Genomic DNA, 16,909 nt, shown 5'->3' on the forward strand with positions numbered 1-16,909 from the left:
TAAAAACAAATCAAAATTTCATTCTAAGATCAATTACTACATCACCTAAAACCCACGGAGGCATTATATTGGAAAAGAAATCATTGGAAGATTTAACGGTTGTTGAACTACGTAAACAGGCGGAGAATCTAGGGATCGAGAAAACAAGTCGGCTTAAAAAAATTGAATTGATTGAGGCCATTGAAGAAAAATTAGAGACTTCGGCAGAGCCAGAGCATCATCATCAGATAAAAGGAAATGAACAATTGACAGACGATAAAGAAGTAGCTGAAAAAAAAGACCAGGAAAAACAGCCAGGTCAAGCTAGTCAGCGGCTCACTAATGGCACAAATGGAAACGGCGCTCGTTCTCCCTATTACAAGATCAAAGATTCCATGGATAATGTCGTGGTGGTGGAAGGGAATCTGGAAATCCTGCCGGAAGGGTTTGGTTTTGTTAAAAATAGCCAGATGAAATCCCAGGAGGAGTTTGTGTATATTTCTGGCTCCCAGATACAGAAATTCAAGTTAGAAACCGGCGATGTCTTAAGCGGCAAGGTACGCCCACCCAAAACTGGGGAAAAATATTCAGCGATGCTGTTTTTGGAAAAGGTCAACGGGACGAAAACAGCGGACATTATCCACAAGATCAATAGTATGCTATATGTTGATGATAAAAAGGATTTGGATCGCTTTAAGACCTCCCAGGAAGGGATTCTGGATGTCAATTCTGATGGCTTTGGATTTTTAAGAACCAACCATTATTTATCCGGAGACCACGATATTTATGTCGCCGCCAACCAGATTCGCCGCTTTAATCTCCGTACCGGGGATAAAATTCTCGGAAAAATTAAGATGTCCGGCGAAAATGAAAAATTTGACGCCCTGCTTTATGTCGAAAAGGTCAACGGCGATATTCCCGAAAAGATTGCCAATCGGCCGCGCTTTGAACGGCTGACACCGATTTTTCCGGAAGAGCGGATCACCCTGGAAACCACTCAGGATGTTGTCTCAACCCGGATGATCGATTTGTTTTCACCGATGGGAAGAGGCCAGCGGGGATTGATCGTGGCGCCGCCGAAAGCTGGAAAGACGATTCTTTTAAAAGAAATTGCCACTGGCATTACCACCAATTATCCTGAGATTGAATTGATCATTCTGCTAGTCGACGAACGCCCCGAAGAAGTCACCGATATGAAGCGATCGATCGATGCCGATATTGTCTATTCAACCTTTGATCAGCCTCCGGAAAACCACATCAAGGTCGCTGAAATTGTGCTGGAACGGGGTAAGCGGCTGGTTGAACAGGGCAAAGACGTGGTGATTCTGGTCGATAGTTTAACCCGCCTGACCCGGGGAAACAATCTGGTGGTTTCACCGTCAGGTCGAACCCTGTCGGGGGGGCTTGACCCGGAAGCGCTATTCTTTCCTAAAAAATTCTTTGGTTCTGCCCGAAATGTTGAAGAGGGCGGCAGTTTGACGATTCTGGCAACAGCCCTGGTCGATACCGGCAGCCGGATGGATGACATTATCTTTGAAGAATTTAAAGGAACCGGTAATATGGAACTGCATCTGGAACGGGAATTGGCTGAACGGCGGATCTACCCGGCCATCAATCTGAACCGTTCGGGAACCCGACGGGAAGAAAAACTCTTAACCGCTGAAGAACTGAAAGTCAGCTTTGATATCCGTAAACTTTACAAGGGAACCACGGTTTATGACCTCACCGATAAGATTATTTCGATTCTGGAACGGACTAAAGATAACGAAGCATTTATGAAAAAATTTATTGATAAATATAAAGCACAAAATATTTGATCTTTTAAGAAATGTTTGATATAATACGACGGTTGATAAAATAACAATTAGCAATTAAATAAATAAGAAACGAGGTGGATTCGATGAAAGAAGGCATTCATCCAAATTACGGCAAATCAATAGTTAAATGTGCATGTGGAAATTCATTTGAAACTGGTTCTATCAAACCAGAATTAAGAGTGGAAATCTGTTCAGTATGTCACCCATTCTTCACAGGGAAACAAAAACTTATTGATGCTGGTGGACGTGTTGATCGATTTAATAAAAAATACGGCATTAAAAACGAGTCAGCAGAATAAAAAAGAAGTCGGTTCTTGTAACCGGCTTTTTTCTTGTTCGGATGTAAAAATGGTTTGTAGTTTTAAGTTGAGGTAGTAAAAATGACAATCAAAGAGATTTTAGATTTTGGGCGGCAGTCTCTTACTCAGGCCGGAATCGAATACCCGGGTTTAGAGGCGGAGATTCTGCTAAGCGCGATTTTGGATCAGGATCGGGTCTATTTTTATACCCATTCACAGGAATTGGTCGACTTAAAACAAGCAGAAACCTATCGCAGTGTAATAAAAAGACGCGGCCAATTAGAACCGGTAGCCTACATTCTGGGAAAAAAAGAATTTATGGGGATGGATTTTTTTGTCAATCGCGATGTTTTAATCCCCAGACCAGATACCGAGCCAATGGTGGAGTACTTGATTCACTATTTGCAAGTTAACTTCCCAGAAGGAGCTAAAATTCTGGATCTGTGCACCGGCAGCGGAGCAATTGGGATAGCGATTAAGAAACACTATCAAAAAGGTGCGGTCAGCCTCAGTGATTTTTCTGGAGCTGCGCTGGCAGTAGCCAAAATCAATGCCAATCAATTGGTCAAGGACGATCTTTCGCTTTATCAGGGAGACTTATTTGCCGCCATTCCCGAAGCCCAAACCTTCCACTTGATTGTCTCAAACCCCCCCTATATCAGTCAGGCAGAGATGAAGAAGCTGTCCCGGGATATTATTGAGTACGAACCCCATATGGCACTTGATGGTGGCGCATCGGGTTTGGACTTTTACCGGCGGATTATTGAAGAGGCGTATTTGTTTTTGGAAAAAGACGGTCTATTAGCACTGGAAATCGGTGATAGTCAAAGCGGAACCGTGATGGAAATGTTAAAAAATAGCGGCTATCAGGAGATCCAGACGATCAGGGATCTGGGTGGACATATTCGGTGTGTGACCGGCAAATTATCCAGATTGAAGCCCGCTGATTATAATAAATTGGGATGACGTCGTCTAAAAATTGTGATAGAATGATAATATTGATTTAAAAAGAAAAAATTAACATAGGCATAGCGGAGGTAAACATGGTATCAGCAGGAGATTTTAAAAAAGGTGTAACGTTTGAAATGGATGGACATACATTTACCATCATCGAATTTCAACACGTAAAACCAGGTAAAGGCGCGGCCTTTGTTCGAACCAAGATTCGAAATGTTATTACCGGAGCAGTGGTAGAAAAATCATTTAGTCCGACAGAACGTTACCCTAAAGCACAGGTAGAAACCCGTGAAATGGAGTACTTATATGAAGATGGTGGTTTATACTATTTCATGGACCAGGAAAGCTATGAACAAATTCCTTTGAACCTGAACCAGGTCGAGGAAGCATTGAAATATCTAAAAGAAAATGATATTGCCACGGTAAAATCTTTAAAGGGTGTGGCATTTTCAGTAGCAGCGCCTAACTTTGTGGAATTAGAAGTTGTTAAAACCGATCCCGGCTTTAAGGGCGACACCGCCACCGGTGCCAATAAACCGGCAACTGTTGAAACCGGTGCAGTTATTACTGTCCCACTTTTTGTGGAGCAAGGTGATAAGATTCGAATCGATACCCGTACGGGTGATTACATGGAAAGGGTATAAAATGAAATATATTAATGAAAAAGTTGCTTACACCAAAGGTTTGGCAGATGGTCTGGAGTTAGATCTGACTTCTAACGAAGGCAAGGTTCTGGTTCAGGTACTGGATATTCTTGAAGACATTGTCGATGCCCTCGATGGTATTACTGAAGCTCAGGAAGAGCTGGAAGAATACGTGGAAATGGTTGATGATGATCTTTCTGAGCTGGAAGAGTTTATTTTGGATGAGGATTATGACGGAGACGAAGATTTTGAGTTTGATGAAGAAGACTACTATGAAATCATTTGTCCGGAGTGCGGAAATGTTTACATCACCGAATTTGAATCCTTTGAAAGCAATACCGTCGCTTGTCCGGATTGCGATGCCCCGTTTATATTAAATGAAGAGATTTCGTGCTGTGGTGAGGATGGTTGCGACTGCCATCAGGAAATCTAAAGAACTCAGGTTATTAAGATGAAAAGTGAAATGAAAAACAATCAGTCCCCGAAGATCAATGACGAAATGATCGTTTCGATTGTCAGCTTGGCGGCTACTGGCGTTAACGGTGTGGCGCGTATTTCATTGAGAATCACCGATGAAATCATGGATAAACTTTATCTTGCTTCTACAATAAAAGGTGTCAAGATCGCCAGAGAACCGGAAGGTCTGATGATCTGGGTTTATCTTATCACCGAACCCGGAGTAGATATTATTAAGGTTTCAAATGCAGTTCAGAAAAAAGTTAAGGTTGCGGTCGAAGCCATGGCTGGTTTCCAGGTGGCGGCGGTTAATGTCCGAATTGAAGGTTCGGGGATATAGGGGCGGATCGCCCCTTTTATATAATAATGGAATCTGAAGGAGCAATGCATGAGTCGAAAGAAGGAACGGGAATATGCGCTAAAAGGTGTATTTCAATTGGATTTTCATCCGGAACCAGGAGATTTTACCGATAGTATTGCATATTTTTTAGAGGATAATGAGCTGGATCTGGTTTATGGAAAGACCTTAATTGATACCACCGAAGCCCATCTTTCTGAAATAGATAATATTCTCGATGATTATCTTAAAAGCACCTGGAAGATTGATCGAATTCCAAAGGTAGAAAAGTCAATTCTGCGTTTGGCTATTTGTGAGTTGAAATATATGGATGAAAAGGTGCCATTTGAAGTGGTTATCAACGAGGCGATCGAGCTAAGTAAAAAATTCGGAGACGAGGATGGAAAAAATTACGTTAACGGTATCTTAAATAAAATTGTTAAGGATGAACTCAATGAGTGCCCTTAGTCTTGGCATTGATACCAGTAACTATACAACTTCGGTTGCCTTAGTAGACGAAAATGAAAAGATGATTTATAACAAGGGCATCCTATTGGAAGTGAAGTCAGGAGAAAGAGGACTTCGTCAATCGGATGCCCTTTTTCAGCATGTTCAACATTTGCCACGATTGCTTGCGGATCTGCCCCGCGGTCGGGAAATCGAGGTCATCTGCTATTCACAGCGGCCGCGGCCGCTACTTGACTCCTATATGCCGGTCTTTCGTGCGGGCGAGTCTTTAGCGCGGTCGCTTGCTGGTGTATTGGATGTCAAATTACGGCCAGTGAGTCACCAGGAGAACCATCTCCGGGCGGCAATCTATGGTAGTGGTTCGCCGGAATTGGAAACAACCTTCGCAGCGGTTCATTTTTCTGGAGGTACGTCAGAAATTCTGTTGGTTCAAAAAAAAGATATTGGCTACGACTGTGAAATCATCGCCCAGACGCGCGATCTCAATGCCGGACAACTGGTTGACCGGATTGGAGTCCTGATGGGCTGCGACTTTCCCGCAGGAGAAGCTTTAGAAGCTTTGGCAAAGCAGGTTGTCCCGGAATCGATTAGCAGCCAATTTGTTATTTCGGCAACTATGGATGGGAGTGATTTTCATTTTTCGGGTCAGGAAAACCAGGCTCAGAGACTTTTACAAGCGGGCGCTGATCAGGAGATCGTGGCCTACCTGGTGCTCAAAGCGATTGCTAAAACGCTGTCCAAATCGATTGGGGGATTGCGAAAAAATCACCCCTTTCAGTCGGTGCTTTTTTCCGGTGGGGTAATGTCAAATCAGATTATCAAAAAAATCGTGGTGCAGGAACTGCAAGCATCGGGACTCAATCTTTATTTTTCACCCGGGGAATATTCTCGGGACAATGCGGTAGGAAATGCATTGATGGGGATCGACTATTATAAGAGCAATGAGGTGAGAACGTGACAAATGCAAGAATACTCAGCGTCTCTGAGCTTAACCAGTATGTTAAAACCTTGTTGGAATCAAACAGTCTTCTTAAGAATCTGGCGATCCAGGGGGAACTTTCCAACGTGAAACGGGCGGCATCAGGACATTTGTATTTTTCTCTGAAAGATGCCGCCAGTAAAATTGATTGCGTGATGTTTAAGAATGCGGCCATCGGTCTTAAGTTTTTGCCCAAAGAAGGCCAGAAGGTGACATTGCGGGGGAGTTTAGGCGTTTATCAGCCCAGCGGACAATATCAGATTACAGTGAGATCGATGGAGCCACAGGGGTTGGGGGATCTTTTCCAGGCCTATCTGGCGCTAAAAGATGCTCTCGAAGGCAAGGGATATTTTGATCGCGATCATAAAAAAAAGCTGCCAGAAATCATCAGCCGGGTTGGTCTTATCACGTCTCCGACCGGAGCAGCGGTAAAAGATATGATTTCGATTATCAAACGTCGGAATCCGCTGATCGATATTGTCATTTATCCCAGTCTGGTGCAGGGTGATGAAGCGGCTGGGAATATCATCAAGGGCATTCGAGCCTTTAATGCTGTTCAGTCGGTCGATGTGATCATCATCGGCCGGGGGGGCGGTTCGATTGAAGATTTATGGGCCTTTAATGATGAGTATCTGGCTAAAGCCATTTATGAATCGGACTTACCGATCGTTTCGGCGGTCGGACATGAAATTGACTATACGATAGCTGATTTTGTGGCTGACTTACGGGCACCCACACCTTCTGGTGCGGCAGAACTGGTGGCCGAAGAAACCATGACGATGATTCTGGCTCTGGTTAACCAGAAAAGCCGCCTGATTCAGATTATCGAAGCTAAAATCGGTAAAAACCGTGAGACGGTCTTGCGGTTAAAAAAAGATTTACTGCGGTTTCGTCCCCAGGAACGGATCGAAGAAATGCGTCTTTATCTGGATCTCATTAATGACCGGATGATCCGTGCATTAAAAGGTCGGATTAAAAATGAGCGACAGCAACTGATAAATGTAAAAACCCGGATCGAAGCCATGAATCCTGTGAATGTGCTAAAAAAAGGTTATGTTCGGGTGACCGATAACAATGGCTTCCCCATTGCTTCGATAACTGCTTTAACGAACGATCAGCTCGTGATCCTTCATTTTGCGGATGGTGAGGCGAAGGCAAGCATTCAATCCACTAAGGAGAATAAATAATGGCAGTTAAAAAACTAAAAACTAAAATGAGTCGACTGGAGACCATTGCAGAACTACTAGAAGATGACAATCAGGAAATTGAGGCATCGATGAAATTGTTTGAAGAAGGCATAAAACTGATCAATGAGTGCAGCGCCGATTTGGACACGCTTGAAGGAAAAATAACGATTATGGTCGATGGCGAAGAGCAGGAATTCGAGGGGAGTGTGGAGGCGTGAGCAATTTTAAAAATCAGCTTAATGAGCGGGTAGCTGAAATTAATGGGGAGCTAGAGAAAGCTTTTCAACAAAATCTCGACACCCCGGAAGTGATTCTCGAAGCCATGAAATACAGCATTTTTGCCGGCGGAAAACGACTGCGCCCGATTTTGATGATGGAAACCTGCCGCGCCCTGGAAGGCGATCTGGAAAGGGTCAAACCGCTGGCGATGGGAATGGAGATGATCCACACATACTCGCTGATCCATGATGATTTGCCGGCTATGGATAATGATGATCTGAGGCGGGGGAAACCCACTAATCATAAGGTTTATGGAGATGCAATGGCGATTCTGGCCGGTGATGGACTCCTCAATTATGCGGTTGAAACGATGCTCCAGGGAACCCATGGCCTGACTGGCCTTGCTTTGACAAACTATCTTTCTGCGATGAAATCGATTATGGGAGCTGCTGGCGTGCGCGGCATGATCGGTGGTCAGGTAGCTGACATGCTAAGCGAGGATAAGGTCATTGGTCTTGACGAAATGGACTATATTCATCTGCACAAAACCGCTGCCCTGCTTGAAGCCTGTGTTCAGAGCGGTTGCTTGATGGCTGGAGCTGAACCGGCGACCCAGGGCCGGCTGATCAGTTATAGTCACCGGATCGGCCTGGCTTTTCAGATTGTCGATGATATTCTTGATATTGAAGGCAACGAGGCGGATCTGGGCAAGCCGATTGGCAGTGACGAAAAAAATCATAAATCCACCTTCGTATCACTCTATGGCCTGGAGGCGTCAAAATTGCGGGTAGCTGAGTTGGAAACCGAAGCCATTGAAATGCTTAAGCCAATTGGTGACCGCACCACCTTTCTTCAGGAGTTGGCCAAGTATATTTGCCGCCGCCGAAAATAAGGAATCAGGCTTTCAGATCAAACAGCAAGCGATTCATAGTTAACAAGAAAATTAGCATATAGCTGAAAACAGACCCATGAAAAGAGGAAAAATTGAAAGAACGTTTAGATAAATTGTTAGTAAACCGGAACTATTTTGATACCCGGGAGCGCGCCAAAAAAGCCATTATGGCCGGACTGGTTCAGGTTAATGATCAGATCAAGGACAAGGCCGGAGATCTGGTCGATACCGAAGCGATCATTAAGGTTAAGGGGAGTGATATGCCCTATGTCAGTCGTGGCGGTTTAAAATTGGAAAAGGGACTGGCCGTCTTTGAGATGGTGGTTGCAGGAAAAACCTTTATCGACATAGGCTCATCGACTGGCGGCTTTACCGATTGTTTATTGCAAAATGGCGCCGAAAAGGTATATGCAGTCGATGTGGGTTATGGGCAACTGGACTGGAAATTACGAAATGATCCCCGGGTTGTTTCGATGGAACGAACCAATTTTCGTTATCTGACGGCAGAAAATATTTCAGAAACGGTCGACGGAACCGTCATGGATGTCTCATTTATTTCGATAACCAAGCTGATTCCGGCGATTAAATTGTTTATGAAAGCTGGAGCCAGGGGAATCTGGCTGATTAAGCCGCAGTTTGAAGCCGGACGGGAACGAATTGGCAAAAATGGTGTCATTCGGGATAAAAAGGTACATGAATCGATTTTGTTTGAAGTGATTACTGCCATCGAAAGTCAGGGATTTTTGATAAAGGGTCTTGATTTCTCGCCGATACAGGGACCCAAGGGAAACATCGAATTTTTAGTTTTTGTTGAAAATACCGAGCCGGAGATTGAGGAAAACTGGTCAGCTTTGATTCATTCAGTGGTGACCATCGCTCATGAAAGCTGTAAAAAAAAGAAAGAAACCCAGGACGAATAGGAAGTGAGTAAGCTTGCAAGCGGAATTAAAAAAAATTAAGGAAATCGGCATTTATTTGAACATGGATAAGCCGGATAGCCCTGCGCTGGCAGAAAAATGCATCGCCTATTTGCTCCGAAACGGTTTTAAAACAGCGCTTCTGGAAGGGCAGATGAACTACCCCGATGAAGGTGTTATTTATTATCCTAAAAGCCTTTTCTACCGGAAACCCGATTGTATTCTGGTTCTGGGTGGCGATGGTACCCTGTTATTTGTTGCCCGCAAGGTTTGTTTTTATTCGATTCCAATTTTCGGCATCAATCTCGGTAAGCTGGGGTTTTTAACCGAAGGTGAGGCCGGCAATTATGAAGAAGCGCTGAAAAATTTAAGCTCGGGGCAGTATTATATTGAAGAACGGATGATGCTTAGCTGCAGTATAAAAAAGGAAAATGAAAGCGCCTGTTTTTATGTCGCTTTAAATGATGTTCTGGTTAAAAGCCGGGGATTTCGGATGATGGATATCGAAGCCAAGGCCAATGGCTCAACGATTGACAAATTTCGGGCTGACGGGTTGATCATCGCCACCCCCACCGGCTCGACCGGTTATTCGCTTGCTGCTGGTGGGCCGGTAGTTTCGCCCCAGGCTAGTGTGATGATTCTCAACCCCATCTGTCCCCATCGATTGCATGACCGATCCTATATTTTGCCAGAAGATGAGGTGATCCGTCTCCAATTTGGCGAACGTGAAAAGGACATTATGGTCACCTTTGATGGCCAGACCACGGTTTCGATTACCCCTAAGGATTCGATAAAAATTAAAAAAGCGACTTATTGTACCCGTTTGATCCGTCTAAATCAGATGAGTAGCTATGATCGGCTGAGGATTAAGTTGACCAGTGAGTATTAGAAACAGAAGGAAAAATGAATAAGAATCGCGATAGCATAAAAGCCAGTACGGAGGCGATAGAAATTGTACTTTTAAGGAAGGAAAAGACATGAAAGTATCCAGACAATTAAAAATTATTGAGATAATAGAGAATAATCTCATCGAAACCCAGGAAGAGCTGGCTCAGGCATTGAAAGATTCCGGTTTTGCAGTGACCCAGGCAACCATCTCCCGGGATATTAAAGAGTTAAAACTGATCAAGGTCAGTAGTCATGAAGGGATACAACACTACGCGCCCCTTAAAGATATTAGTACCATTTATATTGAACGGGTTACTGCTGTTTTTAAAGAATCGGTGTTAACCATCGATTGTGTTGAAAATACGATTGTATTGAGAACCCTGCCGGCGATGGCTCAGGCGGCAGCCCTGGCCATCGATTCGATGGACTGGTGCGAAATTGTGGGCACCATCGCAGGAGACGATACCATCTTTGTGCTTGTCCGTAACCGTGACATGGTGGGTGAAATTGTGGGTAAATTTAAAAAGCTGATGAAATAGGGAGGGCTCTATGCTGAGAAATCTCGTTGTGAACGATTATACGCTGATTGATCACCTATCGGTGGATTTTGATCCGGGACTCAATGTGATCACCGGGGAAACCGGAGCAGGAAAGTCGATTGTAATTGATGCCTTAACTCTGGTTTTGGGGAATCGGGGTAATAAAACAAACATCCGGCAAGGAAAAAATAAGATGACGGTACAGGGACTTTTTGACATAAGCGAACAGCCAGGTCTGATTGAGATATGTCAGGAATATGGCATTCCGATGGAAGAAGGGCAGTTGATATTAACCCGTGAAATGGATGATCGGGGTCGCAATATTTGTCGCGCCAATGGTTTAATTATTACCGTCGCCCAGCTTAAAACAATGGGTGATCAACTGATTGATATTCATGGCCAACATGAGCATCAATCGCTGTTTAAACGTGAGAACCATCGCCAGTTACTGGATGCTTTTGGTGGTGATAAAAACCGCCAATATCAGGCACAGACGGCTGCCTACGCGAACGAAATCAAACGAATTCTGGATCAGATCGCAGAACTAGAAACCAATGAACGGGAATTGGAACGCGAAAAGGAAACCCTGCAGTTTGAAATTAATGAAATCGAAGCGGCGGCCCTGATCATTGGAGAAGATGAAGAACTAGAAGGGCAGAAACGGATTCTCGAAAACAGAGAACGTCTGTTTACCCACACCAGCCGTTCCTACGAACTGCTCAGGGGTGAAAACAGTGATCAGCCCGCGATTCTTGACGGGTTGAGTTTGCTGACTGAAAATCTTGCCGAAATTGCCAAAATTGATAGCAGCTTTGCGGATAAATTAGAAACGGTCAATGGCATTTTAAGTGAAGCAGAAAATCTTTCTTTTGAGATGCGTTCTTATCTGGAAGATATCGAGTACAGTTTAGGAGATTTAGACGAAATTGAAACCCGACTCAGCATTATTGCCCGACTTAAACGCAAATATGGTCAAGACATAGCTGAGATCCTGGCCTATGCTGAAGAAATTGGCAATCGCTTGAAAAGTCTGCTAAATCGTGATGAAAGCCTGCAGAATTATTATCAGGAATTAAGCGGTATTCAAGAGAAGTATTATACGATAAGCAATAATCTTTATCAGTTACGCTTAAAAACCGCGAAAGCTTTAAAAATCGCCCTGGAAAAAGAACTGCGTGATTTGGCGATGGAAAAGGTTCAGGTGGAAATTTCCGTGGAACATGAAATCAGTCGGGTGGCAGCCCATGGACAGGATATTGTTGAATTTCTAATTTCGGTCAATCCAGGGCAGGCTCCGAAACCGCTTGGCAAGGTGGCGTCGGGAGGAGAAATATCGCGAATTATGCTGAGCATCAAAAGCATATTTGGCGGGCTGGACGCCATTGAAACGATGGTGTTTGATGAGATCGATACAGGGATCAGTGGCAGAACCGCCCAGGTGGTTGCCGAAAAGATTCAGGCTCTCAGTGTTACCCCGCCCCGAGGTCGGCAGATTATCTGTATTACCCATTTACCCCAGATTGCGGCAATGGCAGACCAGCATTTTATGGTCGAAAAAACAGCCGCAGAAGATTCAGTAGAGGTCAGTTTTTTGCCTCTCGACGAAAAGGGTAAAAAAGAGGAACTTTCGCGGATGTTAGGCGGTGCCGAAGTGACCCGAAAAACCTGGGAACATGCCCAGGAAATGCTGGAATTAAGCCAAAAAGTAAAAAAAACGAAAAAAAGCAAAGAAGACAAAATATTGTCTTAACATTTCGTTGGTTATTGGATAGAATAAAGATTATTACAAATATTTTTAGACAAGGAGATATAAATTGGAAAGAAAAGTACCCATTGGGTTATCAAACAAACACATTCATGTATCCCAGGCAGATTTAGAGGCGTTATTTGGTAAAGGCTACCAATTAACACCGATGAAAGATTTATCGCAACCAGGGCAATACGCTGCAGAAGAAAAAATTGACGTGGTTGGACCTAAAGGAACACTGAAAGGAATTAGAATTTTGGGACCAGTTCGACCAGAAACCCAGTTGGAAGTTTCGGTTGGTGACGGTTTTTGTTTAGGGGTTCAGGCACCACTTCGTAATTCAGGCGACATCGCTGATACCCCAGGCGTTAAATTAGTTGGTCCAGCTGGCGAAGTAGAGATTGGTAAGGGCGCTATTGTAGCGGCTCGACATATCCATATGAGCCCAGAAGAAGGTGCGGCATTTGGATTAAAAGATAGAGACATCGTATCTGTTAAATTAGATGGACCACGAGGTTTAATTTTTGACAATGTGCTGGTTCGAGTTCATCCAGAATTTAAATTGGATATGCACCTTGATGTCGAAGAAGGAAACGCTGCCGGAGCTAAAAACGGTCAATTGGCAACGATTCTTTAATTATGATAGCGCCAGACCCGATCGCCTTTACCGTATTTGGCTTTGATGTCAGGTGGTATGGGGTTTTAATCGCCTCCGCATTGCTGATTGGTCTGTTCATCGCGATCAAGCGGGCTCCCAAATACGGGATTGATCCGGAGATCATAATGGATTTCTTTTTGTATATGACTCCTGCGGTGATTATCGGAGCCCGGCTTTATTATGTCATTTTCAGTTATGACTATTATCTGGCTCATCCAGAAGAAATCATTGCGACCTGGCATGGCGGATTAGCCATTCACGGTGGCATTATTGCCGGTGTGATCGTTGCCATTATTTTATGTCGGGTCAAGAAGATCAGTTTTTTCGCTTTGACAGATGTGCTAATTCCGGCCCTTCCCTTAGGCCAAGCCATTGGCCGCTGGGGGAATTTCTTCAACCAGGAAGCCTACGGCTCGCAGACAGATTTGCCCTGGGCCATTACGGTCAATGATGCCGCCCTGGGCCTGATCCGGGTGCACCCGACTTTTCTTTATGAATCCCTTTGGAATGTGCTGATTTTTGGTTTTCTCTTTTTCTATGAAGATAAAATTAAAAAAGTTGATGGTGAGTTATTTTTCGTTTATCTGGGACTGTATTCGGTCGGGCGCTTTTTTATTGAAGGCCTGAGAACGGATAGTCTGATGTTTATGGGATTGCGAACCGCGCAGTTAATCAGTTTAGCTTTGGTGGCGGTTGGCATCGGGGGACTGTGGTATCTGCGCAAACATGAGGATCGCTTTAGGCATTCAAGGATAAAAGTTAAATAAAACAGCTTGAAAATAGGTATGATAAAAGAGCTTTTGCAACATTGTGGGAAAACGATGTTGTGGAAGCTCTTTTGTGATCCCACCCATGATATAGTAGAGATTCTTGTTGTCGTCGATGGTGATCTCCAAAAAGCAGGTGCGATTGGAATGCGCCTTTACCGCTGGGCTGATTATTTTGCGAGGCAATATCACCGCCAGGGAAAGTTAATGAGACGGCCTAGACAGAATAACAATGGGGGAAATCATGAAGTTTACGAATGAACAAATTGAATTTTTAAAATACTACGTTTATATGTATATGGATCCGGATACTAAAGAGATGTTCTATGTGGGAAAAAGGCAATCGCGTATTTTCGCATACACAAGGCAAAGAACATCGAATGTGACGTGTAACACTTGTATGTGGGACTCTTGAATGTCATTTAATTTAAAGTATTTATAGAATAAAAGGAGTTATCAAATTTTCACGAACCTGGCATGGAATTGTGCCGCTTAAAATGCGGGCGACGTTTGAACAATATGCTGTTCTATGCCTGATGAAAATCATTCCCCAGGGAGAAATTTTGTTTTAAAGCAGCCAAAAAGGAATGATAAATCGGGATTTTTAATGAGGATTCGGCTGAAGCGATATATAAATTGAACTTAGCGAATCTCCACCAGAATCTCAGTAATATAATTCGTTTCATCTGTCTGCATATAAAAAGCAATCTCCGATTCATAGGCATTACCGCAAATTTCGTAACCATTGTTTTGGGCAAAGTTGAGGATGTCATCAAAGGTAAGATCGGTATCCGGATTCCAGTGCTTAATCATCCGGATGTAGCGGCCCCGGGGTTTAACAAAAAGCCGCTCATTGGGGATCGGTTTAGCAATACGGCTTAGGATAAAACTGTTGGCGTAATAATTACGGGTCACCAGGCTTTCGTGAAGGGTAAGGTAGGAAAGCTGATATTCTTCGCCAAATCCGTGGGTTCGACAATAACGAATGTGTTCTTTCTGGGCCTTTAGAAAAGCAGCCGGGGAGTTTGTCTCCGACTCAATCGGCGTTCCAATATAGTATTCAGCTTGATTAATTGTCACAATCTGGCAGTCGTTAAACTGTTTTTCATGCTTGAGCAGTTCAAATTTTTCGATGCTCTGGCGCAGCTGCCTTTCTTTTTGCAGGAGCTTCTGTTTTTCCTGCAGCAGTGCTGTGAGCTGGTTTTTTAGGAGTTCTTCAAAGCCTTCCCGGGACTGCAGGGATAGGTATTCACCGATCGTTTCCAGTGAACAGCCGGAGCTTTTTAGAATATCGATCAAATAGAAGGTATTCACCTGGGCATCAGAATAATAATGATAGCCATTCATTTTCGTTTTCACCGGGATCAACAGGCCAATGCGATGATAGTGGCGCAGCGTTTCTTTGGTGGTATTGCAAAGACCGGCAAATTCACCGCTAGTAAAGTATAGTCTTTTCATAAAAACTCCTTGACTATGGGGTTACGACATAGTTTATGATGACAGCTGTGGAAGCCTTTGTCAAGGATTCTATAAAAAATGACGAAAAGAATGGGAGAAACGATTATGGATTACAAACTATTGTTTGAAAATGTAAAATTGCACCGGCTATTTCTGATCGTGGCGATTCCCAGCATCATCAGCATGGTGGTGTCAGGCCTCTATCAGGTGATTGACGGGATTTTTGTGGGACGATTTTTAGGGGCCCAGGCCTTTGCGGCGATTAATCTGGTGATGCCGCTGGTGATTATCAATTTTTCGGTGGCAGAGCTGATCGGGGTTGGTTCATCGGTACCGATTGCCATCAAGCTGGGCGAAAAGGATTATAAAACGGCCAATACGATTTTTACCAGTGCCTGCATTTTGATTGTGCTCTCGGGCTTTGTGCTTGGCGGCACGTTTTTTATTTTTGCCGAATCCATTTTAAGGTTGATGGGCGCCGATGAGACGATGATCAGCTTGGGAGCCCAATACTTCAAAGTCTATGCCTTGGCGGCACCATTTAATCTGATTATGTTTGCGGTCGATAATTATCTGCGGATCTGTGGAAAAATTAAGTACAGTATGTTTACAAACATTGCCGTATCAGTGATGATTATGATTGTTGAATTCTTAATGCTGGGCGTTTTGGGCTGGGGCATCTGGGCCGCGGCGCTGGCCTCCTGTCTGGGGATGGGGATCGGGACTCTGATCTGCTTTATTCCCTTTCTGACCGGAAAGACGCAATTGCATTTTGTCAAACCGCAGCTTACCAGAAAGATTGTGGGAACCATTTTCACCAATGGCTTTCCCAGTTTTTTCAGCAACGTTTCCGGCCGGGTTGCATCGATCCTGATCAATGTCTATCTCATCCGCCTTGGTGGGGCCGCAGCGGTGGCCACGTATGGGGTGTTGATGTATGTCGACGGCATTGTTAACCAGGTGCTTTATGGCCTTTGTGATTCGCTGCAGCCGGCGGTTGGTTACAATTATGGAGCTGGAAACCATGAACGGGTCAAAAAAATTGTCAGCATGTGCTTTGGAGTGTGTGCCCTGATCTCCTTTGTCCTGATGGGGCTCTTTGTTTTTGGCCGGGAAGCATTGGCTACTCTGTTTATCCGTGCCGAGGATCAGGCGATCATCGAGCTGACCGTCCATGCGATGATGCTTTTCACGGCGAGCTTTGCTTTTCGCTGGTTATCGCTGGCCGCTCAATGCTATTTTACGGCAGTCAGCCAATACACCTATGCAACTGTCATTGCCACCGCAACAGCCTTTGCCTTTCCGATTCTGTTTTTATTAACCCTGGTTGGTCCCCTGGGTCTGAATGCCATCTGGCTCAACATGCCCTTATCCGCTTTGGCCGCAGCGGCTTTGTCAGTAGTTCTTCTGCTCGTATCAGGAAAAAAACAAGAGGCGACAAGGTGAGCGGATTGTCAGGACGCTTAGTGCCTTAGTTGGAATGGTAGTTTCCGGAGTGGCAGCTAAGCTAAATACATCGGCCTCGGCATCAAAAAAGACCGGTGCGTGATGGCCGGTCTTAACCCGGATTTCGAGTAACAGGGTCTGCAGGCCGCAAAAATACAGCATTCCCCGTTTTTTTTCTGTCACTACCTTCTTTCATTCACTGAGGTTTTCCGGCGTTTAACCAGATCGACAATCCCGAAGATCTGATAAATTTCG

20 protein-coding genes are annotated in these 16,909 nt (G+C 44.3%); 18 read left to right on the plus strand and 2 right to left on the minus strand.

Annotated features, from left to right (window positions below):
- Positions 1 to 68 precede the first annotated feature (68 nt).
- The 17 genes from rho (at position 69) to lgt (ending at position 13,750) form a co-directional block, all read left to right on the plus strand.
- Positions 69 to 1,796, plus strand: a complete 1,728-nt coding sequence (rho, locus tag QZ998_RS15045) for a transcription termination factor Rho (RefSeq protein WP_296561656.1) — start codon at positions 69 to 71, stop codon at positions 1,794 to 1,796.
- Positions 1,797 to 1,879: 83 nt separating this feature from the next.
- On the plus strand, positions 1,880 to 2,095 hold the full coding sequence (rpmE, locus tag QZ998_RS15050) for a 50S ribosomal protein L31 (protein WP_296561657.1): 216 nt from the start codon (positions 1,880 to 1,882) through the stop codon (positions 2,093 to 2,095).
- Between the two features lie 81 nt (positions 2,096 to 2,176).
- The gene (prmC, locus tag QZ998_RS15055; RefSeq protein ID WP_296561658.1) at positions 2,177 to 3,061 is read left to right on the plus strand and encodes a peptide chain release factor N(5)-glutamine methyltransferase; all 885 of its coding nucleotides are present in this window, start codon (positions 2,177 to 2,179) and stop codon (positions 3,059 to 3,061) included.
- Between the two features lie 77 nt (positions 3,062 to 3,138).
- Positions 3,139 to 3,696, plus strand: a complete 558-nt coding sequence (gene efp / locus QZ998_RS15060; protein ID WP_296561659.1) for an elongation factor P — start codon at positions 3,139 to 3,141, stop codon at positions 3,694 to 3,696.
- A gap of 1 nt (position 3,697) precedes the next feature.
- On the plus strand, positions 3,698 to 4,129 hold the full coding sequence (locus tag QZ998_RS15065; RefSeq protein ID WP_296561660.1) for a CD1247 N-terminal domain-containing protein: 432 nt from the start codon (positions 3,698 to 3,700) through the stop codon (positions 4,127 to 4,129).
- Positions 4,130 to 4,147: 18 nt separating this feature from the next.
- The gene (locus tag QZ998_RS15070) at positions 4,148 to 4,492 is read left to right on the plus strand and encodes an Asp23/Gls24 family envelope stress response protein (protein ID WP_296561661.1); all 345 of its coding nucleotides are present in this window, start codon (positions 4,148 to 4,150) and stop codon (positions 4,490 to 4,492) included.
- Between the two features lie 48 nt (positions 4,493 to 4,540).
- Positions 4,541 to 4,957 (plus strand): transcription antitermination factor NusB, encoded by a 417-nt coding sequence (gene nusB / locus QZ998_RS15075; RefSeq protein ID WP_296561662.1) that lies wholly within the window; start codon positions 4,541 to 4,543, stop codon positions 4,955 to 4,957.
- The gene (locus tag QZ998_RS15080) at positions 4,944 to 5,915 is read left to right on the plus strand and encodes a peptidase M22 (RefSeq protein WP_296561663.1); all 972 of its coding nucleotides are present in this window, start codon (positions 4,944 to 4,946) and stop codon (positions 5,913 to 5,915) included. Before nusB ends, QZ998_RS15080 begins: the two co-directional genes overlap by 14 nt.
- Positions 5,912 to 7,123, plus strand: coding sequence for an exodeoxyribonuclease VII large subunit (xseA, locus tag QZ998_RS15085; RefSeq protein WP_296561664.1), 1,212 nt, complete (start codon positions 5,912 to 5,914; stop codon positions 7,121 to 7,123). Before QZ998_RS15080 ends, xseA begins: the two co-directional genes overlap by 4 nt.
- The gene (xseB, locus tag QZ998_RS15090; protein ID WP_296561665.1) at positions 7,123 to 7,341 is read left to right on the plus strand and encodes an exodeoxyribonuclease VII small subunit; all 219 of its coding nucleotides are present in this window, start codon (positions 7,123 to 7,125) and stop codon (positions 7,339 to 7,341) included. The genes xseA and xseB overlap by 1 nt, the downstream gene beginning before the upstream one ends.
- Entirely contained in the window at positions 7,338 to 8,234 is an 897-nt protein-coding gene (locus tag QZ998_RS15095) for a polyprenyl synthetase family protein (RefSeq protein WP_296561666.1), read from the plus strand. The genes xseB and QZ998_RS15095 overlap by 4 nt, the downstream gene beginning before the upstream one ends.
- Positions 8,235 to 8,326: 92 nt before the next feature.
- The gene (locus QZ998_RS15100) at positions 8,327 to 9,154 is read left to right on the plus strand and encodes a TlyA family RNA methyltransferase (RefSeq protein ID WP_296561667.1); all 828 of its coding nucleotides are present in this window, start codon (positions 8,327 to 8,329) and stop codon (positions 9,152 to 9,154) included.
- A 13-nt stretch (positions 9,155 to 9,167) separates the two neighbouring features.
- Complete coding sequence (locus tag QZ998_RS15105; RefSeq protein ID WP_296561668.1) at positions 9,168 to 10,040, plus strand: NAD(+)/NADH kinase; 873 nt, start codon at positions 9,168 to 9,170, stop codon at positions 10,038 to 10,040.
- Positions 10,041 to 10,128: 88 nt separating this feature from the next.
- The gene (locus QZ998_RS15110) at positions 10,129 to 10,578 is read left to right on the plus strand and encodes an arginine repressor (RefSeq protein ID WP_296561669.1); all 450 of its coding nucleotides are present in this window, start codon (positions 10,129 to 10,131) and stop codon (positions 10,576 to 10,578) included.
- Positions 10,579 to 10,588: 10 nt separating this feature from the next.
- Positions 10,589 to 12,328 (plus strand): DNA repair protein RecN, encoded by a 1,740-nt coding sequence (recN, locus tag QZ998_RS15115; RefSeq protein ID WP_296561670.1) that lies wholly within the window; start codon positions 10,589 to 10,591, stop codon positions 12,326 to 12,328.
- Between the two features lie 64 nt (positions 12,329 to 12,392).
- On the plus strand, positions 12,393 to 12,962 hold the full coding sequence (locus QZ998_RS15120) for a phosphate propanoyltransferase (protein ID WP_296561671.1): 570 nt from the start codon (positions 12,393 to 12,395) through the stop codon (positions 12,960 to 12,962).
- 2 nt (positions 12,963 to 12,964) lie between these two features.
- Complete coding sequence (gene lgt / locus QZ998_RS15125) at positions 12,965 to 13,750, plus strand: prolipoprotein diacylglyceryl transferase (RefSeq protein ID WP_296561672.1); 786 nt, start codon at positions 12,965 to 12,967, stop codon at positions 13,748 to 13,750.
- Between the two features lie 642 nt (positions 13,751 to 14,392).
- Here the strand turns inward: lgt and QZ998_RS15130 are convergent.
- Positions 14,393 to 15,208, minus strand: a complete 816-nt coding sequence (locus QZ998_RS15130) for a MerR family transcriptional regulator (RefSeq protein WP_296561673.1) — start codon at positions 15,206 to 15,208, stop codon at positions 14,393 to 14,395.
- Between the two features lie 78 nt (positions 15,209 to 15,286).
- Between QZ998_RS15130 and QZ998_RS15135 the strand changes: the two genes are divergently transcribed.
- Positions 15,287 to 16,654, plus strand: a complete 1,368-nt coding sequence (locus tag QZ998_RS15135; RefSeq protein WP_296561674.1) for an MATE family efflux transporter — start codon at positions 15,287 to 15,289, stop codon at positions 16,652 to 16,654.
- On the opposite strand, the gene QZ998_RS15140 is transcribed toward QZ998_RS15135, so the two are convergent.
- A complete protein-coding gene (locus QZ998_RS15140; protein WP_296561675.1) occupies positions 16,625 to 16,837 on the minus strand; it encodes a hypothetical protein in 213 nt (70 codons plus the stop codon). The genes QZ998_RS15135 and QZ998_RS15140 overlap by 30 nt on opposite strands.
- Positions 16,838 to 16,909: the final 72 nt, after the last annotated feature.

It is taken from the genome of uncultured Acetobacterium sp., from assembly GCF_927416815.1.
In the GTDB taxonomy this organism is placed as follows: Bacteria; Bacillota; Clostridia; order Eubacteriales; family Eubacteriaceae; genus Acetobacterium.